The organism is Acinetobacter sp. YH16042 (genome assembly GCF_013417245.1).
Taxonomy (GTDB): Bacteria; Pseudomonadota; Gammaproteobacteria; order Pseudomonadales; family Moraxellaceae; genus Acinetobacter; species Acinetobacter amyesii.
Window position 1 is genome coordinate 208,464 of record NZ_VPEJ01000002.1, and the last position, 19,421, is coordinate 227,884.

Annotated in this window: 18 protein-coding genes and 1 pseudogene; 12 read left to right on the top strand and 7 right to left on the bottom strand. The window is 40.9% G+C overall.

Annotated features, from left to right (window positions below; all coding sequences use genetic code 11):
• The first annotated feature begins 4 nt into the window (after window positions 1-4).
• From rapZ to yjgA, 3 genes are read left to right on the top strand one after another with little or no spacing between them, the layout of a single operon-like run.
• Complete coding sequence (gene rapZ / locus FTV37_RS02490) at window positions 5-856, top strand: RNase adapter RapZ (RefSeq protein WP_078189595.1); 852 nt, start codon at window positions 5-7, stop codon at window positions 854-856.
• Window positions 853-1,122, top strand: a complete 270-nt coding sequence (locus FTV37_RS02495) for an HPr family phosphocarrier protein (RefSeq protein ID WP_067763492.1) — start codon at window positions 853-855, stop codon at window positions 1,120-1,122. The genes rapZ and FTV37_RS02495 overlap by 4 nt, the downstream gene beginning before the upstream one ends.
• A gap of 2 nt (window positions 1,123-1,124) precedes the next feature.
• Complete coding sequence (gene yjgA, locus FTV37_RS02500; RefSeq protein WP_078189593.1) at window positions 1,125-1,658, top strand: ribosome biogenesis factor YjgA; 534 nt, start codon at window positions 1,125-1,127, stop codon at window positions 1,656-1,658.
• A 175-nt stretch (window positions 1,659-1,833) separates the two neighbouring features.
• Here yjgA and FTV37_RS02505 read toward each other — a convergent pair whose 3' ends face one another.
• Window positions 1,834-3,474 carry an acyl-CoA synthetase gene (locus tag FTV37_RS02505; protein ID WP_180062963.1) on the bottom strand — a complete coding sequence of 547 codons (1,641 nt, stop codon included), beginning with the start codon at window positions 3,472-3,474 and terminating at the stop codon, window positions 1,834-1,836.
• A gap of 535 nt (window positions 3,475-4,009) precedes the next feature.
• Between FTV37_RS02505 and FTV37_RS02510 the strand changes: the two genes are divergently transcribed.
• Together FTV37_RS02510 and FTV37_RS02515 are read left to right on the top strand one after the other, a co-directional pair.
• Window positions 4,010-5,290 (top strand): D-arabinono-1,4-lactone oxidase, encoded by a 1,281-nt coding sequence (locus FTV37_RS02510; protein WP_180062985.1) that lies wholly within the window; start codon window positions 4,010-4,012, stop codon window positions 5,288-5,290.
• Window positions 5,291-5,347: 57 nt separating this feature from the next.
• Window positions 5,348-6,499 (top strand): alanine racemase, encoded by a 1,152-nt coding sequence (locus FTV37_RS02515; RefSeq protein WP_180062964.1) that lies wholly within the window; start codon window positions 5,348-5,350, stop codon window positions 6,497-6,499.
• Window positions 6,500-6,562: 63 nt separating this feature from the next.
• Here the strand turns inward: FTV37_RS02515 and FTV37_RS18135 are convergent.
• Window positions 6,563-8,100, bottom strand: a pseudogene (locus tag FTV37_RS18135) (glutamate synthase-related protein).
• Between the two features lie 401 nt (window positions 8,101-8,501).
• Between FTV37_RS18135 and thrS the strand changes: the two are divergent.
• Window positions 8,502-10,424 (top strand): threonine--tRNA ligase, encoded by a 1,923-nt coding sequence (gene thrS, locus FTV37_RS02525; protein WP_078189589.1) that lies wholly within the window; start codon window positions 8,502-8,504, stop codon window positions 10,422-10,424.
• A 5-nt stretch (window positions 10,425-10,429) separates the two neighbouring features.
• A complete protein-coding gene (gene infC / locus FTV37_RS02530) occupies window positions 10,430-10,978 on the top strand; it encodes a translation initiation factor IF-3 (RefSeq protein ID WP_078192643.1) in 549 nt (182 codons plus the stop codon).
• Window positions 10,979-11,687: 709 nt separating this feature from the next.
• Here the strand turns inward: infC and FTV37_RS02535 are convergent.
• Complete coding sequence (locus tag FTV37_RS02535; protein WP_168378471.1) at window positions 11,688-12,149, bottom strand: Hsp20 family protein; 462 nt, start codon at window positions 12,147-12,149, stop codon at window positions 11,688-11,690.
• A 315-nt stretch (window positions 12,150-12,464) separates the two neighbouring features.
• Here FTV37_RS02535 and FTV37_RS02540 point away from each other — a divergent pair, with 315 nt between their 5' ends.
• From FTV37_RS02540 to FTV37_RS02550, 3 genes are all read left to right on the top strand, one after another.
• A complete protein-coding gene (locus tag FTV37_RS02540; protein WP_078192641.1) occupies window positions 12,465-13,082 on the top strand; it encodes a glutathione S-transferase N-terminal domain-containing protein in 618 nt (205 codons plus the stop codon).
• Window positions 13,083-13,705: 623 nt separating this feature from the next.
• Window positions 13,706-13,990: a hypothetical protein gene (locus FTV37_RS02545; RefSeq protein WP_078192639.1), complete on the top strand. Its 285-nt coding sequence runs from the start codon at window positions 13,706-13,708 to the stop codon at window positions 13,988-13,990.
• A gap of 12 nt (window positions 13,991-14,002) precedes the next feature.
• Window positions 14,003-14,431 carry a YqaA family protein gene (locus tag FTV37_RS02550; RefSeq protein ID WP_180062965.1) on the top strand — a complete coding sequence of 143 codons (429 nt, stop codon included), beginning with the start codon at window positions 14,003-14,005 and terminating at the stop codon, window positions 14,429-14,431.
• On the opposite strand, the gene FTV37_RS02555 is transcribed toward FTV37_RS02550, so the two are convergent.
• The 3 genes from FTV37_RS02555 to FTV37_RS02565 all read right to left on the bottom strand — a co-directional run bounded on the left by FTV37_RS02555 (window position 14,419) and on the right by FTV37_RS02565 (window position 17,318).
• Complete coding sequence (locus FTV37_RS02555; protein WP_180062966.1) at window positions 14,419-15,165, bottom strand: energy transducer TonB; 747 nt, start codon at window positions 15,163-15,165, stop codon at window positions 14,419-14,421. The two genes, FTV37_RS02550 and FTV37_RS02555, sit on opposite strands and share 13 nt — an antisense overlap.
• A 60-nt stretch (window positions 15,166-15,225) precedes the next feature.
• Window positions 15,226-15,960, bottom strand: a complete 735-nt coding sequence (locus FTV37_RS02560) for an energy transducer TonB (RefSeq protein WP_180062967.1) — start codon at window positions 15,958-15,960, stop codon at window positions 15,226-15,228.
• A gap of 104 nt (window positions 15,961-16,064) precedes the next feature.
• On the bottom strand, window positions 16,065-17,318 hold the full coding sequence (locus FTV37_RS02565; protein ID WP_180062986.1) for an MFS transporter: 1,254 nt from the start codon (window positions 17,316-17,318) through the stop codon (window positions 16,065-16,067).
• A gap of 223 nt (window positions 17,319-17,541) precedes the next feature.
• On the opposite strand from FTV37_RS02565, the gene rpmI reads away from it, so the two are divergent.
• Together rpmI and rplT are read left to right on the top strand one after the other, a co-directional pair.
• Window positions 17,542-17,736 (top strand): 50S ribosomal protein L35, encoded by a 195-nt coding sequence (rpmI, locus tag FTV37_RS02570; RefSeq protein WP_065994397.1) that lies wholly within the window; start codon window positions 17,542-17,544, stop codon window positions 17,734-17,736.
• Between the two features lie 11 nt (window positions 17,737-17,747).
• Window positions 17,748-18,107: a 50S ribosomal protein L20 gene (gene rplT / locus FTV37_RS02575; protein ID WP_004647525.1), complete on the top strand. Its 360-nt coding sequence runs from the start codon at window positions 17,748-17,750 to the stop codon at window positions 18,105-18,107.
• 77 nt (window positions 18,108-18,184) lie between these two features.
• On the opposite strand, the gene FTV37_RS02580 is transcribed toward rplT, so the two are convergent.
• Window positions 18,185-19,327, bottom strand: a complete 1,143-nt coding sequence (locus FTV37_RS02580; RefSeq protein WP_180011779.1) for a hypothetical protein — start codon at window positions 19,325-19,327, stop codon at window positions 18,185-18,187.
• Between the last annotated feature and the right edge of the window lie 94 nt (window positions 19,328-19,421).

The following is a 19,421-nucleotide window of genomic DNA, read 5'->3' on the forward strand; positions in this document are numbered from 1 at the left end:
AGCGATGAAGCGCATTTTAATTGTTACAGGACAATCTGGATCTGGAAAGTCATCTGCATTACAGATACTTGAGGATTTGGGTTATTACTGTATCGATAATTTGCCATTGGCCTTACTCCCCGAAATTGTTGAAAAACTCGATTCAGAAAATAATCTTGAACAATTGGCACTGGGTGTGGATGTCCGCAGTACACGTGCAGATTTACAAGAGTTCGATTTGGTTTTTCAACAGCTACAACGCCATGGCTCAGTCGATATTATTTATTTGACCACGCGTGATCAGGAATTGATTGCGCGATTCAGTTCATCTCGACGTCCCCATCCGTTGGCAAGTCGTTTCAAAAGTTTAAATGAGTGCATACAGGAAGAAAAATCTTTACTGTTGCCGATTCAATTACGCTCGACAGTACATATTGATACTACTGATAAGAGCGTACATGATTTAAAACATACCTTGCTGTCTAAACTCGGACAGGCAGATAATTTAATTTTGATCTTACAGTCTTTTGGCTATAAGCATGGTATTCCACTCGATGCAGATTATGTTTTTGACGTCCGTCATTTGCCCAATCCGCATTGGGATATGGAATTACGCAAGTATTCAGGATTAGATGAGCCAGTTCGTCAATTTTTACAGCAAAGTGAACAAACCAATGAAATGTTCCAAGATATTTATAATTTCTTGGATAAATGGCTGCCGGCATTTGCCGAAGGGCATCGTCATTACATGACGGTGTCGATCGGTTGTACAGGTGGGCAACACCGTTCGGTATATATCGTAGATAGACTAAAAAAAGCACTTGAGGCAAAATGGTCTATTCAGGTTCTACATAGAGAAATGAAGCACTGGTCATGATCGACACAACTGTTGACGTAATTAATAAACTGGGTTTACATGCGCGTGCATCTGGCAAGCTAATCGAAGTCACGACCAAATTTCGCTCGTCGATTCAAATTGGTAAGGGTGGAAAATTAGTAGATGCCAAAAATATTATGTCTTTGCTGATGCTTGGCGCAGGCAAGGGCACAACTTTACGCTTAGTGATTGAAGGTGCAGATGAAGAAAAAGCTTTATCTGAAATTCAAGCACTGTTTGCGGCAAAATTTTACGAGGCAGATTAAACGTGGCACGTCGACCGAACCGCTATACCGAAGAAGACTTTGAATCCTTAGAAGGACGTGCAAGTAAAACTGAGCAAAAGAAAGCTGTACAACGTATGGCTGCTTTGGGCGAGGAACTTGCAAAACTGAATCCTAAACAGATTAAAAATCTTCCTGTAGAAGAGCGTCTGATCGAAGCACTACTTGATGCACAAACCATTACTTCACATGAAGCGCGACGCCGTCAGTTTCAACGTGTAGGTAAATTACTGCGTAATGAAGATGAAACCATGATTTTATCTTACTTAACCCCGCAGCAAGGTGCGAAAAAAACAGCGCAGCTTCAACGCTGGACTGAACGTATGATTGCCCAAGGTGATCCCGTCATTAAAGAGTTCATGAAAGCACATAATGCTGCTGAACATCATCCTATTCGTCAGCATATTTTGCGTATTCAACGTGATATAGCAAAAAATGTAAGCGAAGAAGAACTGACTGCGTCAAAGTTGAAATTGTTTAACTACATTCAACAAGTGGCTTTATTATCTGATAACTAATGCATGATTAGATAACCAGGTACTTAGATAGCTCAATGATCAGAGAATTCAACATGATCTGATCATTGAAGCAAAACGTGAAGTTATAGACTTCACATCAAAAAAGCGACCTGATTAGGTCGCTTTTTTTGCTTAAATGATTGAAAAAATCATGCTTGGCTTTTGAGTTTTAATATTAACCAAATTCACCAACAGCGCGCTCTTTAGCCCATTCACGGAGAACGAACTTCTGAAGTTTACCTGTCGAGGTTTTTGGAATTTCGGTAATCACTACATCTTTAGGTACTTTGAAACGTGCAAGGTGCTGCTTACAGAATTCGATCAGTTCTTCAGGCGTTGCTTCTTTACCTGCTTTTAATTCAATAAAGGCACAAGGCACTTCTTGCCAACGAGGGTCAGGTTTTGCAACCACTGCAGCGGTCAGTACAGCAGGGTGTTGATATAGAATTTCTTCTACTTCGAGCGATGAAATGTTTTCACCCCCTGAAATGATCACATCTTTAGAGCGGTCAGTAATTTTGGCATAACCGTCAGGTTGGCAGACGGCTAAGTCGCCGGTATGGAACCAGCCACCGGCAAAGGCTTCAGCCGTTGCTTCTGGGTTTTTCAAATAGCCTTTCATTACGATGTTGCCACGGAACATGATTTCACCCATGGTCTGGCCATCATGCGGAACAGGTAACATGGTTTCAGGATCAATGACTTTCATGCCATCTTGAAGCGGGTATGGCACACCTTGGCGAGAATGCAACTGTGCTTGTTCTTGAATGGAAAGATCAGACCAACCAGCTTGCGATGCGCAAAGTGCTGATGGACCATAGGTTTCAGTCAAACCGTAAACATGTGTGACATTGATACCAATATTACGCATCCCTTCAATAATCGCTGCAGGTGGCGCTGCACCAGCAACCATCACTTCAACGCGATGGTCAAATTGTGCTTTTTTCTCTTCAGGCGTATTGATCATCATTGAAAGTACGATTGGCGCACCGCAGAAATAATCTACTTTGTGTTCTGCAATCAATTTGAAAATCAGTTCAGGGTCGATTTTACGTAGACAAATATTGGTTCCGCCATTGGCTGCCATTGTCCAAGCAAAGCACCAGCCATTACAGTGGAATAAAGGAAGCGTCCACAGATACGTTGCACGTGGCGTCATGCCGCAAGCAATGATGTTACTCGCTGCATTGATATATGCGCCGCGGTGATGATACACCACGCCTTTTGGATTCCCTGTGGTACCCGAGGTATAGCTTAAACTAATCGCATCCCATTCATCTTGAGGTAAGTGCCATTCAAAGTTGGCATCGCCTTGCGCCAACCAGTCTTCAAATTCGATTTGTCCAATCGGTTGTGCTGTACCTTCAAATTCAGCATCTGCAACATCAATGACATAAATGTCTTGATCGATCAAAGCTAAAGCTTCTGTGGCAACCTGAGTAAATTCAGGGTCAACCAACAGGACTTTGGTTTCTGCATGTTCCAGCATGAAGGCAATGGTTTTCGCATCAAGGCGTGTATTTAGCGTATTTAGTACAGCACCTGCCATCGGTACGGCAAAGTGTGCTTCAACCATAGCCGGAATGTTCGGTAATAACACAGACACGGTGTCATTTTTGCCAATGCCTAATTGTTGCAACTGATGTGCAAATTGACGACAGCGGTTATACGTTTGGCGCCATGAAATATGACGATTGCCATGGATAATGGCATCCTGATCAGGATAAATATAAGCTGCACGCTCTAAATAACGTAGAGGCGAAAGTGCCACAAAATTTGCCGGGGTCCGTGGCAATTCATCGTATGCGCTAACCATCGTGGTACTCCAAGTCCATGTCTATTTGTTTTAAATCTAACTTAACAATAATTCAGTCCGTAGCTTCTCTGCATTTATGCTTTAGTCGAGTATTTACACTAAATTTTTAAGTTATTGAAATTGAATAAAATAAAAACAGTAAAGTGACGAAAATGAACCCTGTGGTTCTCAAAATTGATTTTTTAGCATAAATAATTTAGTTGAAAAATATACAGGGTTTGTTGGTTTTTTATACTAATTTGGCAGATATTTCCGTGTGTGATCTTCTTTGTTGATTCGGTTTGAATGATGCTTAACGAATAATGTAGAGCGCCTTGAATAGTCTTTGTGGGGGTATAAACGAATGATTTTTTCTTTAATTGATCGTGGCTTATTTACTGTTTTATAACAATAAACTTAAATTTGAGAAGATGCTTAACTTCGTATAATCTAAGTAAAAAATCAAGATGGCTTGCGCATTAACATTGCAAAAGCGGAAATCAAAAATAAAACAATACGGCTAAATACAATAAAAAGTATGGCGACAAGGATGAATATGACAATTCAACACGACATTGCATGGGAAAATTGGTCAGGTGCTCAGAAGTCGATCCCGAAGTCATTTATACAACCGCAAAATCTTGAGCAATTAATGGATATAGTGCAATCCCATCCCAAGATTCGTATGGTCGGTGCAGGGCATTCTTTTAGCCCTTTGGCAAAAACTACAGATACCTTAGTACGTTTAGATCATCTCAAAGGCATTCTAGATATCGATGCTGAACGCTGCCAAAGTACCGTCCAAGCTGGCACAAGATTATTTGATTTGGGGGAGAAGCTCGCGGCTTTTGATCAAGCACTGATGAATCAAGGAGATATTGATCGTCAAAGTTTGGCTGGGGCTATCGCAACAGGAACACATGGTACCGGACTCGAATTACCATGTTTATCGGCATTGGTTACGGGTTTTGAATTATTAACCGCGCAGGGCGAATTAATACAATGCAGTGCTGAACAGAATAGCGAAATTTTCCAAGCAGGGCGTGTTTCACTCGGGAGTTTAGGCGTGCTGACGCATGTACAGCTGCAAAACCGACCGATGTATAAACTCAAAGAACAAACGCGATTATGTCCGCTGAAAGACGTCATGCAAAATATGCAGCAATGGCAATATGAACATCGACATATTGAGTTCTGGGCATTTAGTCATGCCGATCAGGTTATTTTAAAAACCTTAGATATGACAGAAGATAACCTTCAACCGCGGAAAGAACAGTGCTTAGATGATGACGTATTACTCAAATTTTGTGCAGAATTGACGCGAATTTTTCCACCACTGAATCCATGGCTACAAAAATTATTAGGTGTTTTTGTCAAACCTTCGATGAACGTAGACTGGTCAAGTCGAATTTTTCCTTCTGCTCGAAATACCAAATTTAATGAGATGGAATACCAGATTCTGCTGCAACACGGGATGAATTGTTTAGAAGAAATTTTGCATACCCTTCGACGACATAAGGTTCCGATGTTTTTTCCGCTAGAATATCGACTTGTACGTGGGGATGATATTTGGCTCAGTCCGTTTTATCAGCAAGATTCGGCCTCAATTTCGGTGCATCAGTTCTATAAGCAAGATTATCAAGTCATCTTTAAGCTCGTGGAGCCGATTTTTTTAAAATATGGCGGGCGTCCGCATTGGGGGAAATTGCATAGCCTAAATGCGCGGCAGCTTCAAAATGTGTACCCCAAGTGGCAAGATTTTTTGAATATTCGACAAGAATTAGATCCTCAGCAAAAGTGGCTCAGTCCAGAGCTACAGCAATTACTGATTGAATAAGCGTCGTGGAAGGTTAAACACTGAAGACCAATTGAACGATATGAAAAAGGGGATGGCATGGATGCATATTTTCAACAGTTGAATACGCTGTTAAAGCAAAACGGGACGGGGATGCCCCAGTTAATCGTGGATGTTGACGCATTAAATCACAACTTGGTGATCACTCAGCAGCAAATACCACATAGTCTGTATCCGCGCTTGGTAGTGAAATCCTTGGCGTGCATGGCATTGCTCCAACATTGTGCTACACAGCTTCAGACACAGCGTTTCATGCTATTTCATTTTGCACATCTGAAAACACTTTTCGAATCGATGCCGCAAGCCGATGTGTTGTTTGGGAAACCGATGCCGATTCAGGCCTTGCACCATGCAGACAAGGCATTTTTGCAGGCAACGCAATCGCAAGTGCAATGGCTGATTGATAGTGAACAGCGTTTAGCCCAATACCTCAAATTTGCTGAGCAGCATCAACTGTGTCTACGCATCAATATTGAAATCGATGTGGGGCTACACCGTGGAGGTCTGAAAACGATCGATGAGCTAAAGGCTGTTTTGGATGTAATCGTTCAACATCCCCAACATTTAAAATTTTCAGGATTAATGGGCTATGACGCACATGTGGCGAAGATTCCACGGCTGATCCAATCTGCTGAACAGACTTATCAACAGTCCCAGCAAAGTTATCAACAATTCAAAGCTTATGTAGAACAGCGCTACCCAACCTTTTGTGATGAACACACCTGTTGGAATGGTGGTGGTAGTCCTAGTTTTAATTTTCATTGTCAGCAAAGTGTCTGTAACGAAGTTTCATTTGGCTCGATGTTATTAAAACCCGTAGATTTTGAATTGAAAAAATTGCACGCTTTTCAAAGTGCCTTATGGATCGCCGCACCCGTGCTAAAAGTGTTGCCAAGGACAGAATTACCACAGTTAGAATGGCTCAGTCGTTGGGCAAAGTCTCAGGCTGTGTTTATTTATGGAGGTTATTGGCGTGGGGACTATGTTTATCCTCAAGGCAGTCAGCCCCATGCATTATATGGTCGCAGTAGTAATCAGGAACTTGTGCAAATTCCACAGACAAGCAGCATAGACGTAGATGATTATATTTTTTTACGTCCTGCACAAAGTGAAATGATCATCCCTCAATTTGCACAGCTTTGGTTGTACCAAGCCGCTCAATTCATGGCCTTTGAAACCTTCAGAGAATAAAAAAGAGCCCGTATGGACTCTTTTTAGGTTCAATGGTTTTGAAAAAAGCTCATGATTTGAAGCTTACTCAAATCCACTGTAGTGAATACCCGTGAGGTTCGACATTTCTTTTTTCCATGTGGTCAGGTCATCTTTGCAGAATTGATTCAGATGATGATGTCCGCAGGCACGAGCCATGACTTGCATCAGTTCAACAGATGCATTTAGAAAATTCGCCAGTTGTTGTGCCGATTTGTCTATTTCTAAACGACGACGTAAATGATCTTGTTGTGTGGCAATGCCGACAGAACAATCATTGGTCTGACAGGCACGCATAGCTAAACAGCCAATGGCTTGCATGGCAGAGTTTGAAATCGCGATGGCATCTGCACCTAAAGCGAGTGCCTTAATAAAGTCAGCGGGTACACGAAGTCCACCTGTGATCACTAAACTAATATCTGACCGTCCTAAACGGTCTAAATGACGACGTGCTTGTGCAAGCGCAGGAATGGTTGGTACTGAGATATTGTCACGGAACAAGGTTGGGGCTGCACCTGTACCACCGCCACGTCCATCTAAAATAATATAGTCCACACCAATGCTCAGTGCTGCGTCAATATCACGTTCAATATGCTGTGCAGAGAGTTTATAGCCGATCGGGATATCGCCGGTTTCTACTCGGACATATTCTGCAAATTCACGGTATTGTGATAGATGCGTCCAGTCGGGGAAGGTTGCAGGAGAAATAGCAGCGGTGCCTTCTAGTAATTTACGTACTTCTGCAATTTTTCCAATCACTTTATGGCCTGGAAGATGTCCTCCCGTACCTGTTTTTGCAGCTTGACCGCCTTTAAAATGAAAGGCCTGACACTTTTTGACTTTTTCGATGTCATAGCCAAACGACCAGACGCGAGTTCATAAAAATAACGGGAGTTAGCCGCTTGTTCCTCAGTAAGCATTCCGCCTTCACCTGAGCAAATGCCTGTACCTGCAAGTTCAGCACCTGTTGCAAGGGCAACTTTGGCTTCTTGAGATAGCGCACCAAAACTCATATCTGACACAAACACGGGAATGTTGAGTTTTAAAGGTTTTTTAGCATTTGGGCCAATCACCACTTCGGTTGCTACGGGTGCATTATCTAACAATGGAATTTTCCACAGTTGTGCGGTGATCAGTTGAATATCATCCCATTTCGGAAGTTGATTGAAAGGCACGCCCATTGCCGCTGTCGGGCCATGATGTCCAAATTTACTTAAGCCATTTCGTGCGAGTTCCAAGATCAATTTATTATATGGTTCTTCTGGCGCGGGCGCGGAGTCAGCATATAGGCCTTGGTATTGATCACGCTTATATTGTTGAGGATTTCTTTTTTCCCACGCTTGAATTTCTTCAAGATCGACATACACCTGATCGCCTTCCACCCACGCTTTAAACTTTTGCAGATTTTTATTCAGATAACGTGGGTTGATGCCAGTTTTATAAATATAGTGAGAGCCATGCAGCCCACAGACGATTTTATCTCCTTGAATATGGGCATCGGCCATGAGTGCGCCGCGATGCTGACAGCGACCATACATGACCACGACTTGTTCTACATCATCATCTTCGAGCCGTAAGACCACAAGATCGACATTGGCTGCAAGGGCATAAGCGGGTTTGGAGCGGTTTTAAACTAGACCAAGATATAAGTGAATGTGCTTGCATGATACCTGCCTACATAGAGAGTTCAGTGGGTATAGGTGTTCGAAATTCGGAATAATTTTATGAATTAGAACGTGATTATTATGTTGACAGCATAAAGCGCATTTCGGCTGAAATCTGTTTGAATTATCAGGAGTCTTGTAAAAGGCGGCAGAAAAATCAACTTCTATGGGATTAGAGGTTTATTAAAGTTGGCAGGGCGTGTAAAATTTAGGTCGAATTTTATTTATCCACCGTTTTTATCTTTTGAGGGTCTCCCTCGATCATAATCTCGCGGTGACATGCTCCATTGTACGGGGCATCACTCCTTAAGGATTTTTATATGCCAATTATCACTTTGCCTAATGGCGATCAAAAAGAATTTGATCATGCCGTGTCTGTGATGGAAGTTGCTCAAAGCATCGGTCCTGGTCTAGCAAAAAATACAGTTGCGGGTCGTGTAAACGATCGTTTAGTTGATGCATCTGATTTAATTACAGAAGATGCTAGCCTACAAATTATCACGCCTAAAGATGAAGATGGTATTCACATCATTCGTCACTCTTGTGCGCATTTGGTAGGTCATGCAGTTAAGCAATTGTTCCCAGAAGCAAAGATGGTCATTGGTCCTGTCATTGAAGAAGGTTTCTACTATGACATCTGGATGCCACGTCCGTTTACTTTAGATGACATGGCAGCAATCGAAGAGCGCATGAAAAAGCTCATCGACCAAGACTATGATGTCATCAAAAAAATGACTCCACGTGATGAAGTGATCAAAGAGTTCACTGCACGCGGCGAAGAATACAAACTGCGTCTGATAGAAGACATGCCTGAAGAAACTGAAATGGGCTTGTACTATCATCAAGACTACTTGGATATGTGTCGTGGTCCGCACGTTCCAAATACTAAATTCTTAAAATCGTTCAAGTTGACTAAAATCTCTGGTGCTTACTGGCGCGGTGATGCGAAAAACGAACAGCTGCAACGTATTTACGGTACAGCTTGGGCTGACAAAAAACAGTTAGCTGCGTATATCAAACGTATTGAAGAAGCTGAAAAACGCGATCACCGTAAAATTGGTAAAGCGTTAGACTTGTTCCATATGCAAGAAGAAGCGCCGGGTATGGTGTTCTGGCATCCAAACGGCTGGACGATTTACCAAGTGCTTGAACAATACATGCGTAAAGTTCAACAAGCCAATGGTTACCAAGAAATCCGTACACCGCAAGTGGTTGATTTCACGCTTTGGGAAAAATCAGGTCACGCAGCAAACTATGCTGAAAACATGTTTACGACTCACTCAGAGAACCGTAACTATGCAGTAAAACCAATGAACTGCCCATGTCACGTGCAAGTCTTCAACCAAGGTTTGAAATCTTACCGTGACCTGCCAATCCGTTTAGCTGAGTTTGGTTCATGTCACCGTAACGAACCATCGGGTTCATTACACGGCATTATGCGTGTACGTGGCTTTACACAAGATGATGCGCATATCTTCTGTACGAAAGAACAAATCGGTACTGAAGTTGCAGACTTCATTAAATTGACTTTAGATGTTTATAAAGACTTTGGCTTTGAAGAAGTACAAATGAAGTTGTCGACACGTCCAGAAAAACGTGTAGGTGATGACAAACTTTGGGACATGGCAGAAAAATCTTTGGCAGACGCTTTAGATGCTGCAGGCCTAGAATGGGAACTTCAACCGGGTGAAGGCGCATTCTACGGTCCGAAAATTGAATTCTCATTGAAAGACTGCTTAGGTCGTGTATGGCAGTGCGGTACAATTCAATGTGACTTTAACTTACCAGAACGTCTTGACGCATCTTATGTGACTGAAGATAACGACCGTGATCAGCCTGTAATGTTGCACCGTGCAATTCTTGGCAGTTTCGAGCGTTTTATTGGTATACTTATTGAACACTATGCTGGTTTCATGCCACCTTGGTTGTCTCCAATTCAAGCATGTGTGATGAACATTACCGATTCACAAGCTGAAGCATGTGAGTCAGTCGTCGCTAAACTTAAAGAAAGCGGTATCCGCGCGATTTCAGACTTGAGAAATGAGAAAATCGGCTTTAAGATTCGTGAACGTACTTTAGAGCGTATTCCTTACTTATTGGTTCTTGGAGACCGTGAAGTTGAGGAAGGTACTGTAAACGTCCGTACTCGCTCTGGAAAAAATTTGGGTACTATGTCAATTGATGCATTCGTTGACCTAGTAAAAGCAGCCGTAGCCGAACGCGGCCGGTACATTGTGGAGTAAAAGCGATTAAACAGCCTGACCGTAATCAACAGGGCGGAAAGTCAAACCGTCCTGCCTTGAATGATGAAATTCGTGCAAAAGAAGTCCGTCTAGTAGACGAAAATGGCGAGCAAAAAGGGATTGTATCTCTTGCTGACGCTTTGCGTGCTGCAGAAGCAGTAGATCTTGACCTTGTTGAGATTGTTGCTAATGCTGAGCCACCAGTCTGCAAAATCATGGATTTTAACAAGCATTTGTTTGATCTAAAACAAAAGCAAAAAGAAGCGAAGAAAAAACAACATCAAGTACAGGTGAAAGAAATCAAGCTACGCCCTGGTACTGATGTTGGTGACTACAACGTTAAACTACGTGCCATTATCAAGTTCCTTGAAGAAGGCAATAAGGTAAAAATCACGCTTCGTTTCCGTGGTCGTGAAATGGCACACCAACAGTTAGGTTTGGCTCAATTGCAAAAAATTGAAGCTGACGTGGTTGACTATGGTGTTGTTGAACAAACACCAAAAATGGAAGGCCGTCAAATGGGTATGCTGCTTGGTCCTAAAAAGAAAAAGTAAGTATCCATTAAAAAAGCACTGCATTTGCAGTGCTTTTTTTTGCCTATATTTTGGTTTTTTAATCTCAATGATGTTCAAGGGCACCAATAATTTTTGCTGCGTATTGATTGGAAAATAGAGCAAAATTCATGAATGCGAACTTATGTCTGAGGGTATTAAGTAAGTTTCTTTAGGAAAGACAAATTTGATTATATTTTAATTGATATTCAATCGTTGTTTCGATTCAGACGTTTTGAAATGCTTTAATTTAGTTTTAATGTAGGTATGAAGTGAGCAAAGCTTTTTATTGAGCTAACTATGTGAGATCTATTTACATAAAACAGGCCGTGAAATAGGGGTTTTCAGTACCCTCCAATAGATTTTCATCTTGGTAATATTAGGTCGTATATTCCATGTCATAAAAGCGATCAGAACAAAGTACATTTCATATAAATAGATAGTAATACAGAGTAGGATTATTTTTTGCAAGATACGCCAAAATTTAAAAAGAGTAGATGAACAGCTTGTAAGCCAGACCCACCAAGGATTCATTAAAAACACCTATGGGTAAGATTAAGTTGAGAATAGATAAAAAACGAAACATATAAATTGGAATCGAGACACTATATTCTTGAGATGGGATGATTTTTTATTCTTGTTTGTCATGTTTTGAATCTAACTAATTTTCTTAATATAAAAAAGACCCCGAAGGGTCTTTTTAGATGAGGGCTTATTCAGCGCTATTTTCTTGGACAGGACTTTCTATCAATGCCTTTTTGCCAATTGGAATTTGGCGTGGTAGTTTTTCTTCAGGAATAATACGCTGTAAGTCCACTGTCAATAAACCATTTTCATATAGGGCTTGTTGCACTTCTATATGTTCATCTAAGCGTAAAGACAGTTTAAATGTACGACGAGCAATGCCTTTATGCAGGAATTCCACAGTTGTATCTTGCGCTTCAGTTGGTTTACCTGAAATGCTTAGCACTTGATTTTCTAAGTTTAGCGAAAGTTCATCTTCTGTAAAACCTGCGGTTGCCACCACAATGCGATAGCTATTTTCAGCCGTTTTTTCAATATTGTATGGCGGGTAATTTGGTGTGTCGCTTTGCATGGCATAATCAAATAAATCGTTGAAACGATCAAAACCAATGCTACGACGGAAAAGTGGGTTAAGATTTAAACTACTCATAATTAGAACTCTCTTTAATAAGCAAAGTTGTAACAATAAGAAATGTTCAGTGATGCTTGGCATCCACTGTTCACTAACAAGATCGTTTGATCCTTGTACATGTATCAATATCGGTCTGTGCTGATTTTTTTCAAGGGATTTTTATAAAAAAATTATATTTTTTGAATTTTTGTACCTTAAGTGATTTTAAAAGCAAAGTGATAATTCACATTTTAACGTTACTTTTCAGAAAAACTGACAAGCTTTCACTGGATTAAACATGTTATACATAAAGCAAAATGAGATTGCCTTACTGAAAATTAAAAAGGAATATAGATGATTGATCTCTACTATTGGGGTACACCCAATGGACATAAAATTACCATCGCTTTAGAAGAAATGGGTTTGGAATACCAAATTTTTCCGATTAATATCTTGGAAAATGATCAATTTCAGCCAGACTTTTTGAGAATTTCTCCGAACAATAAAATCCCTGCAATCGTGGATCAGAATGGCCCACGAGGAGAGTCAATTTCAGTTTTTGAGTCTGGTGCGATTCTGCAATATCTTGGACGTAAAACAGGTTTGTTTTATCCAGAAGATGAGTTTGAGCGCGTTGAAGTTGAACAATGGTTGATGTGGCAAATGGGTGGTTTTGGGCCCATGTTAGGACAAAATCATCATTTTAGTCGTTTTGCACCTGAACGTATTCCGTATGCAACTGAACGTTATGTAAATGAATCTAAACGCTTGTATAAAGTTTTGAACCATCAGTTGATTGGTCAAAAATTTGTGGCTGGAGAGTATTCGATTGCAGATATGGCTATTCTGCCTTGGGCACTGCGTCATGAATGGCAGCAAATTCAGCTGGAAGATTATCCATACGTGAAAGACTATATCGATCGACTGACGGCCCGTCCAGCGGTACAAAAAGCCTTAGCAATACAGGTTTAAAAAAAGAGCATGGAAACATGCTCTTTTTTTTATGAAATGAATAGAAGCTTTTCCACCAAGGTCTTTGGTTTTCTTTCAGGGTCTTGAGTGAGAAGGGCTGTAGGGCAACAAAGGGGTAAGCGACACCATTTTCGATATAAGGTTTGAACTTGGCACGTAAAAGTGACTGCTCAACCCGCTTATCAATGTGTGTAAGTCCAGAGCTTTTGATTAATTCAGCTTTTTGAACTTCGCCGGTGGCTAAAACATACAATTTAAAACTAAGGTCACGATTTTGATTGCCCAGATCGTCATTGTTGAAGTTAAAGAAAGGTCGCTTTTGCCAAATCATTTGATCTTGTGTAATCACGTGTTGTTTGGCAACTTCAGAAGGACTTTGTGCATATAAAGCGGTCAAAATTTGTAATAACACGATAAAACTTAAGCAAAGAATTTTTTTCATAAAGTGAGTTAAAATTATTCAATATTTGCGTGGCAGATTAGAAGTCTCATGTATAAAAGTAAAGTGCGGAAAGACTCCCCTTAAGATTTTAGATAGGACGGAAGAAAATTCTAACGCTGTGTTAGAATGCGGCGCTGCCGAAAAGAACGCGTTGTTGACGGCTTAGTTGGACGATTTTGCGATGAAAGACTTTTTCTTAAATTTTACCCGTATTGTTGAAAATAACCCAAGAATCTATTGGAGTATTATTTTTGGTATTGCAGGCTGCTTAGTGCTATTTGTCGCTGAAATTGTGCATGTTCAAAATATTCTTGCAGATTTACATACCAAAGATCAAAACTTGATGCGGGCTGCGATTGAACCGATTTCTTCACAATATAAATGGTCGAGAATCGTTGTAATTGTTGCAGCAGTGCTTTGGTCAAATTTTGAATATTTGAAGTCGAAGAAAAAATTAGGTCTCTAAGCATTCGTTTCGATGTGGTCATTTTTAGTTTTATTCTTCGCGGCATTTGGGGCTGCGACCTTACTTCCTTTACAGTCCGAAGCCGTATTGCTCGGCTTGCTGACCTATGGTCAACATAATCCATGGCTGCTGATTTTGGTGGCCAGTATCGGAAATATCTTCGGTTCCTGTGTAAATTGGTGGCTCGGTTTAAAAATAGAACATTATAAAAATAAAACATGGTTTCCCGTGTCAGAGCTGAAAATGCAGCAGGCACAGGGTATTTATCACAAATATGGTTATTGGTCTTTGCTACTGAGTTGGCTGCCGATTATTGGAGACCCAATTACTTTAATCGCGGGTTTAATGAAAGAAAACTTCTGGCGATTTTTCACACTGGTCAGTATCGCCAAAATTGGACGTTATCTGTTTATCTACGGGCTATTTTTTCAATTACATTGAATATTTTTCAGCTGAATGCGCTCTTTAAATTGAATTTTAAAGATCTGATAAAACTTACGTGGCGCTTCGATTTTTGCCAGTTCAAATTTCTTTAATAGCAAGCGGGCAATTGGATCACTTGGACTTTGTATTAAACGAATATCGGAAATTTGGTTCTTACGATCTACGCTAAAACTAAAATCTATGCTGAATTGTTTTGCTTCAGATTCCGTCATCGGCAGCTTCATTGCGGGGACGTCTTTGTATTGAAATGTTCTATGTTGGCCAGACTGTTGGAGCTGCAAGCCCTCGGGCTCAAAATCAGCCCAGCAGGTTTTGATGGGCTTTCTTTTTGGTGTTTTACGTGTCGATGAATAGTCATCAGCATTAAATTCAAATGGCTGCGTCGCTCGGAAGGGATAGCTGATGCCCGATTCTATATAAGGCCTGAAGCGTGCCTTTTTTACCGCGTTAATGACCATATCATCCAAATCTGGCAAGCCTGAACTGGTGATGATTTTGACTGCGGTAATGTTGCCCGAGTTGTCTACATCAATTGCGACATTGACAAATCTAGGGCGTCCTTCCAGATCTCCTGGCTCAAATTTAACTTTGGGTGCGCGCATCCAGCTGACAGGTCTGTCTTGCAATATTTTTACTTCGCTGGCGGGCGCAGTCTCAGCGGCAGCATACTGCGTGCACATCACTGTGCTTGCACAGAGCATTAGACCTATTGCTGTATATTGTTTCAACATAGTCATTCCATCAGTGCGCGGCACGCCAATTCATTATTTTAATGCCGCTAAAAATTGAGATTATGAGCAGCCATTCACTTTAAATTGAATTTCATCTTTAAAGTTCGACTTTTTATAGATCCAAAGGGTGCTCGCAGTACGTTTAACCGAGATCTGACTATTTCTTAGTGCTTCAACGACTTTCTGATCGAGTGCATAAATGCCAGAGCCTTGCTTGATCTTGACCTTTTTTACTTGTCCGTGTTTATCCACTTTAAAGTTAAATTTGACTTTACGATCATGCTGTTTCAACTCATGACTAGTGAGATCTAATTTTGGTTGAGATACATATTGGAATGGCGTTTTCTTATCTGCACTTTGTGCATTCCAAACTTTTGAATCAAAGTTGAAATCACATTCAGGTGTATTGCCTTTAACTCTCAAATTAAACGCTTGATAGCCAATAATGGCTTTGGCTTCACCATTTTCTAAATGTGGTTTGACTTTAGCTTTTTTGACAGCAGAAATTAAGATTCGGTCGAGTTGATCGACACCTGTACTTTCTTCAACACTTGCATCGGTAATTGTACCTTTTGCATTCGCTGTGACACGAATAATGGCCGCGCGGTCACGTTGCTTGAGGTCTTCATTGGCATATACTGGTTTTGGAAAAACCGACCAATTTAAACGCGTGGTTAAATGCGCAGGAGCAACTTCAATATTCTGTGCCGGAAGTTGATGGGTTTTGGTTGAAGCACTAAACGCTGTAGAAAATGGAGCGCAGGCCAAAAGGGTTAAGCACAGATATTGTTTCATAAGTCTATTCTTGCATCACGTCGTAGAGTGATATTGAGTCGATATTGCTGCGCAGTATTTCCTGTATTGAAAATACTGGCAAGGTGTAAATGAAAAATATTCTCTTATTTTTTCGACTGGTGAGTAATGTCCACGCCAAATAAATCACGTGTTTTTGCCCAGCTGATTGCAACAACAGCCATGGTCATACAACCACCAAAAAGTGTCGCCATGATCGTGCCCATGTATTTTGCTGCAAGTCCCGATTCAAAAGCTCCAAGTTCATTACTGCTAGAAACAAACATGCCATTCACCGCAGCAACACGACCTCGCATATTTTCAGGTGGATAAAGTTGCAAAATGGTCTGACGAACCACCACAGACACGCTGTCACATGCCCCAGTCATTGCCAGTGCAAAGAGTGATAACCAAAGATTGCTTGAAAATGCGAATAAAATGGTAAATACACCAAAACCCGCTACAGCCAATAACATATTACGCCATGCATGATGAGTTGGAGGGAATTTGGTCAATGCAATCATGGTGATGAGTGCGCCAATAGACGGTGCTGCCCGTAAGTAGCCTAAACCTTCAGGCCCCACTTTTAAAATATCTTCGGCAAAAATCGGTAAGAGGGCAATCACGCCACCAAAAAGCACAGAAACTAAATCGAGTGAAATCGCCCAAAGGACAATTTTGGTTTTCCAGATAAATCGAAAACCTTCACTTAAACTATCTTTTAAATTGTCAGATTCAATTTTAGGGAAACTGCGTTTACTGAGCAGATTAATGAGGACGAAGCAGACCGTTAGTAGTGCTGCAACACTGAGCAAACTGGTTTCACGGCCTAAAAATGCCAACATAAAACCGCCAAGCATTGGCCCAATAATCACCCCACTTTGCCAACCAATCGTTGTCCATGTTGCACCATTGGCATAGAGCTCCCGCGGGATTAAAAAAGGTTTAAGCGACGTTGCCGAGGGATTATAGAAACCACGGATCGTTCCAAGCCCAAAAATGACCGCATAAATTCCCCAAGACAGTTGGGTGACATCAATTTGGCCGAGACCGTATTGGTGAAATAACCCCCAAAGAATCAGTGGCATCGGTACAGAAAAAAACAGACAAATTTTCATAATGGTCTGTTTATTGAAACGATCTGCAAAGTATCCTCCCCACAAAGAGAGAGCAATAAAAGGAATTGCTTCGGCTAAACCAATTAAGCCCAGTGTTAGCGGGTCTTTGGTGATTTGATATAGTGAATAAGCAACAATAATTTCTTGAATCAAAATGGCTAAGGTCAGACAAAATTGATTGAGCGTAACAATCGAGAAATCCCGATAACGTAGGGCTGCAAAAGCATCCTGTGCAGGTTTCATAATGGACATTAATAGTTGGCGTGCCGACATTATATAAGCCCTATTGGACATCGCTTATAAAATCATCGGAAAATCTATATCAGAAAATTAATTAAGTTCGATATTCGGTAGAAAGATTCGCTTTTGTTTTGAGCAAAGATGCTTTAGAATACTCGCTCCCTTACCTGCAGGGCGTCTTTGCAATGGTGCAGACGTGCCGAACAGGTGTTCAAAAGAGGTTCTTATGCCTAAGATGAAAACTCGCCGTGGTGCAGCTAAACGCTTCAAGCCAACTGCAAACGGTTTTAAACGTCACCAAGCGTTCAAACGACACATTTTGACCAAAAAATCTGCTAAGCGTATCCGTCAATTACGCGGCTGTGTAATGGTTCACGTAAGTGACGTTGCTTCAGTTCGCCGTATGTGCCCATACATCTAAGGAGATTATAAATGGCTCGTGTTAAACGTGGTGTACAGGCTCATCGCCGTCATAAAAAAATTCTTGCTCGTGCTAAAGGTTACTACGGCGCTCGTTCACGCGTATATCGCGTAGCGTTCCAAGCAGTAATCAAAGCAGGTCAATATGCTTACCGTGACCGTCGTCAAAAGAAACGTCAATTCCGTGCTCTATGGATTGCGCGTATCAATGCCGGTGCTCGTCAAAATGGTTTGTCGTACAGCCGTATGATCGCTGGCTTGAAAAAAGCTCAAGTGATTATCGACCGTCGCGTACTTGCTGACATCGCTATGCATGACGCAGTTGCGTTTGCTGCTTTAGCTTCTAAAGCTAAAGATGCATTAGCTGCATAAGTCTTTATGACTTAAAAAGGGACCGCTTTTAGCGGTCTTTTTTTGGGCTTTAAATTCTTATGTAAGCTTAACCAATATTAATCGGTTTTTGTTTTAAGCTGGACATAAGCAAGGTCTCGGTGCTGAAAATGATAGTTATGCCAATGATAATAAATGGGAAATTCATAAATTGCATTTATTTTAAAGTGCGTGTTGTAGAAAGGTGTTTTGGGTAAAATATGAAAAGTTTGCTGGTTGTCTAATAACAACCATTTCTGACCATCTGCATCCATTGAGAGTAATTGCGCATCGGTCATTTTATGAGTGCCAAAATGCAAAGCATAATAACTATGCAATACCGGCATTAGAAAAAAGCTCAGGCTCAGCGTTAAAAATGTACTGGACAGCACGCTTCCTGTAAACGCCATTTTGGGAATATCTTTTTGTATCCACAATACGCTTGGAATGAAAATCAGCAGAAAAATAATGGCCAAACACAGCAAAACCGGATAATTGGAAATGTAAAAGAACTGCGCTTGCGCGTTTAAATATAAGCCCAAAATACCAATAGGAACGCTGCCGATAATCAGGTAGGCGATCCGCGGGCTGATCTTGGTTTGCAGAATTAAATTTTGCAGATCTTCTTGAGAAAGCGTCAGCGCCGCAATCTCATCCTGAAAATTATAATATTGTTTGAGTATTTGAATCAGCTGCCCTTTTTCATGTTCACTTAAGCATGCAAGGTGCAGTTGAGATTGAACATTTTTAAGGGGGAAGAATAAAAGCTGTGGATTTTCTTTGTTGGCAGTCTGATAAATAGGACGCTGCAGCCATGAGATCCGTTTTGGGCGTTTTATACCAAGAATGGCAAATTGACAGTATTCTACCTCCTGCCGCTGAATGAATGTGCTGAGAGGTATTTTCCACAAGCGGTAATAAATTTTATCAGGCGTAATGACCAGTTTAATCTGCGTTTTTAAGTAATCAATGACAATTATAGATACGATGTAGAGCAGGATCAGCTGGGCATGATCGGCTTGCAGCTTGTAAATCGGGAAATTTTTTAGGGTGAATTGCAGGTATTCAATCACTATGCTGACGTTAAGCGGTTGAGCTTGATCTCTAAACCATTTGAAAAAAGGTATAATAAAGACCATCGCAATGCCTAGTAAAATAAGCATTAAAATTGTTGGCCATGAAATCAGCGGTTTTTTAGCATAAATGTCAAATTCTGTTTTCATAAAGTCTCATAATAATTATGTTGAAATTTTATATTTAAGTGTTTGGTTACTATATTTAAATTTTGAATATTTGATCGATGCTTAGCGCTAAATT

What these genes read in the sequence shown, in the direction of transcription:
- FTV37_RS02550 (WP_180062965.1), top strand. Translation starts at nt 14,003, where the DNA reads ATGTGGTCATTTTTAGTTTTATTCTTCGCGGCATTTGGGGCTGCGACC.
- rpmI (WP_065994397.1), top strand. Translation starts at nt 17,542, where the DNA reads ATGCCTAAGATGAAAACTCGCCGTGGTGCAGCTAAACGCTTCAAGCCA.
- FTV37_RS02555 (WP_180062966.1), bottom strand. Translation starts at nt 15,165, where the DNA reads ATGTTGAAACAATATACAGCAATAGGTCTAATGCTCTGTGCAAGCACA.
- FTV37_RS02495 (WP_067763492.1), top strand. Translation starts at nt 853, where the DNA reads ATGATCGACACAACTGTTGACGTAATTAATAAACTGGGTTTACATGCG.
- rapZ (WP_078189595.1), top strand. Translation starts at nt 5, where the DNA reads ATGAAGCGCATTTTAATTGTTACAGGACAATCTGGATCTGGAAAGTCA.
- FTV37_RS02540 (WP_078192641.1), top strand. Translation starts at nt 12,465, where the DNA reads ATGATTGATCTCTACTATTGGGGTACACCCAATGGACATAAAATTACC.
- FTV37_RS02545 (WP_078192639.1), top strand. Translation starts at nt 13,706, where the DNA reads ATGAAAGACTTTTTCTTAAATTTTACCCGTATTGTTGAAAATAACCCA.
- FTV37_RS02515 (WP_180062964.1), top strand. Translation starts at nt 5,348, where the DNA reads ATGGATGCATATTTTCAACAGTTGAATACGCTGTTAAAGCAAAACGGG.
- FTV37_RS02580 (WP_180011779.1), bottom strand. Translation starts at nt 19,327, where the DNA reads ATGAAAACAGAATTTGACATTTATGCTAAAAAACCGCTGATTTCATGG.
- FTV37_RS02505 (WP_180062963.1), bottom strand. Translation starts at nt 3,474, where the DNA reads ATGGTTAGCGCATACGATGAATTGCCACGGACCCCGGCAAATTTTGTG.
- FTV37_RS02560 (WP_180062967.1), bottom strand. Translation starts at nt 15,960, where the DNA reads ATGAAACAATATCTGTGCTTAACCCTTTTGGCCTGCGCTCCATTTTCT.
- FTV37_RS02510 (WP_180062985.1), top strand. Translation starts at nt 4,010, where the DNA reads ATGACAATTCAACACGACATTGCATGGGAAAATTGGTCAGGTGCTCAG.
- thrS (WP_078189589.1), top strand. Translation starts at nt 8,502, where the DNA reads ATGCCAATTATCACTTTGCCTAATGGCGATCAAAAAGAATTTGATCAT.
- rplT (WP_004647525.1), top strand. Translation starts at nt 17,748, where the DNA reads ATGGCTCGTGTTAAACGTGGTGTACAGGCTCATCGCCGTCATAAAAAA.
- FTV37_RS02565 (WP_180062986.1), bottom strand. Translation starts at nt 17,318, where the DNA reads ATGAAACCTGCACAGGATGCTTTTGCAGCCCTACGTTATCGGGATTTC.
- FTV37_RS02535 (WP_168378471.1), bottom strand. Translation starts at nt 12,149, where the DNA reads ATGAGTAGTTTAAATCTTAACCCACTTTTCCGTCGTAGCATTGGTTTT.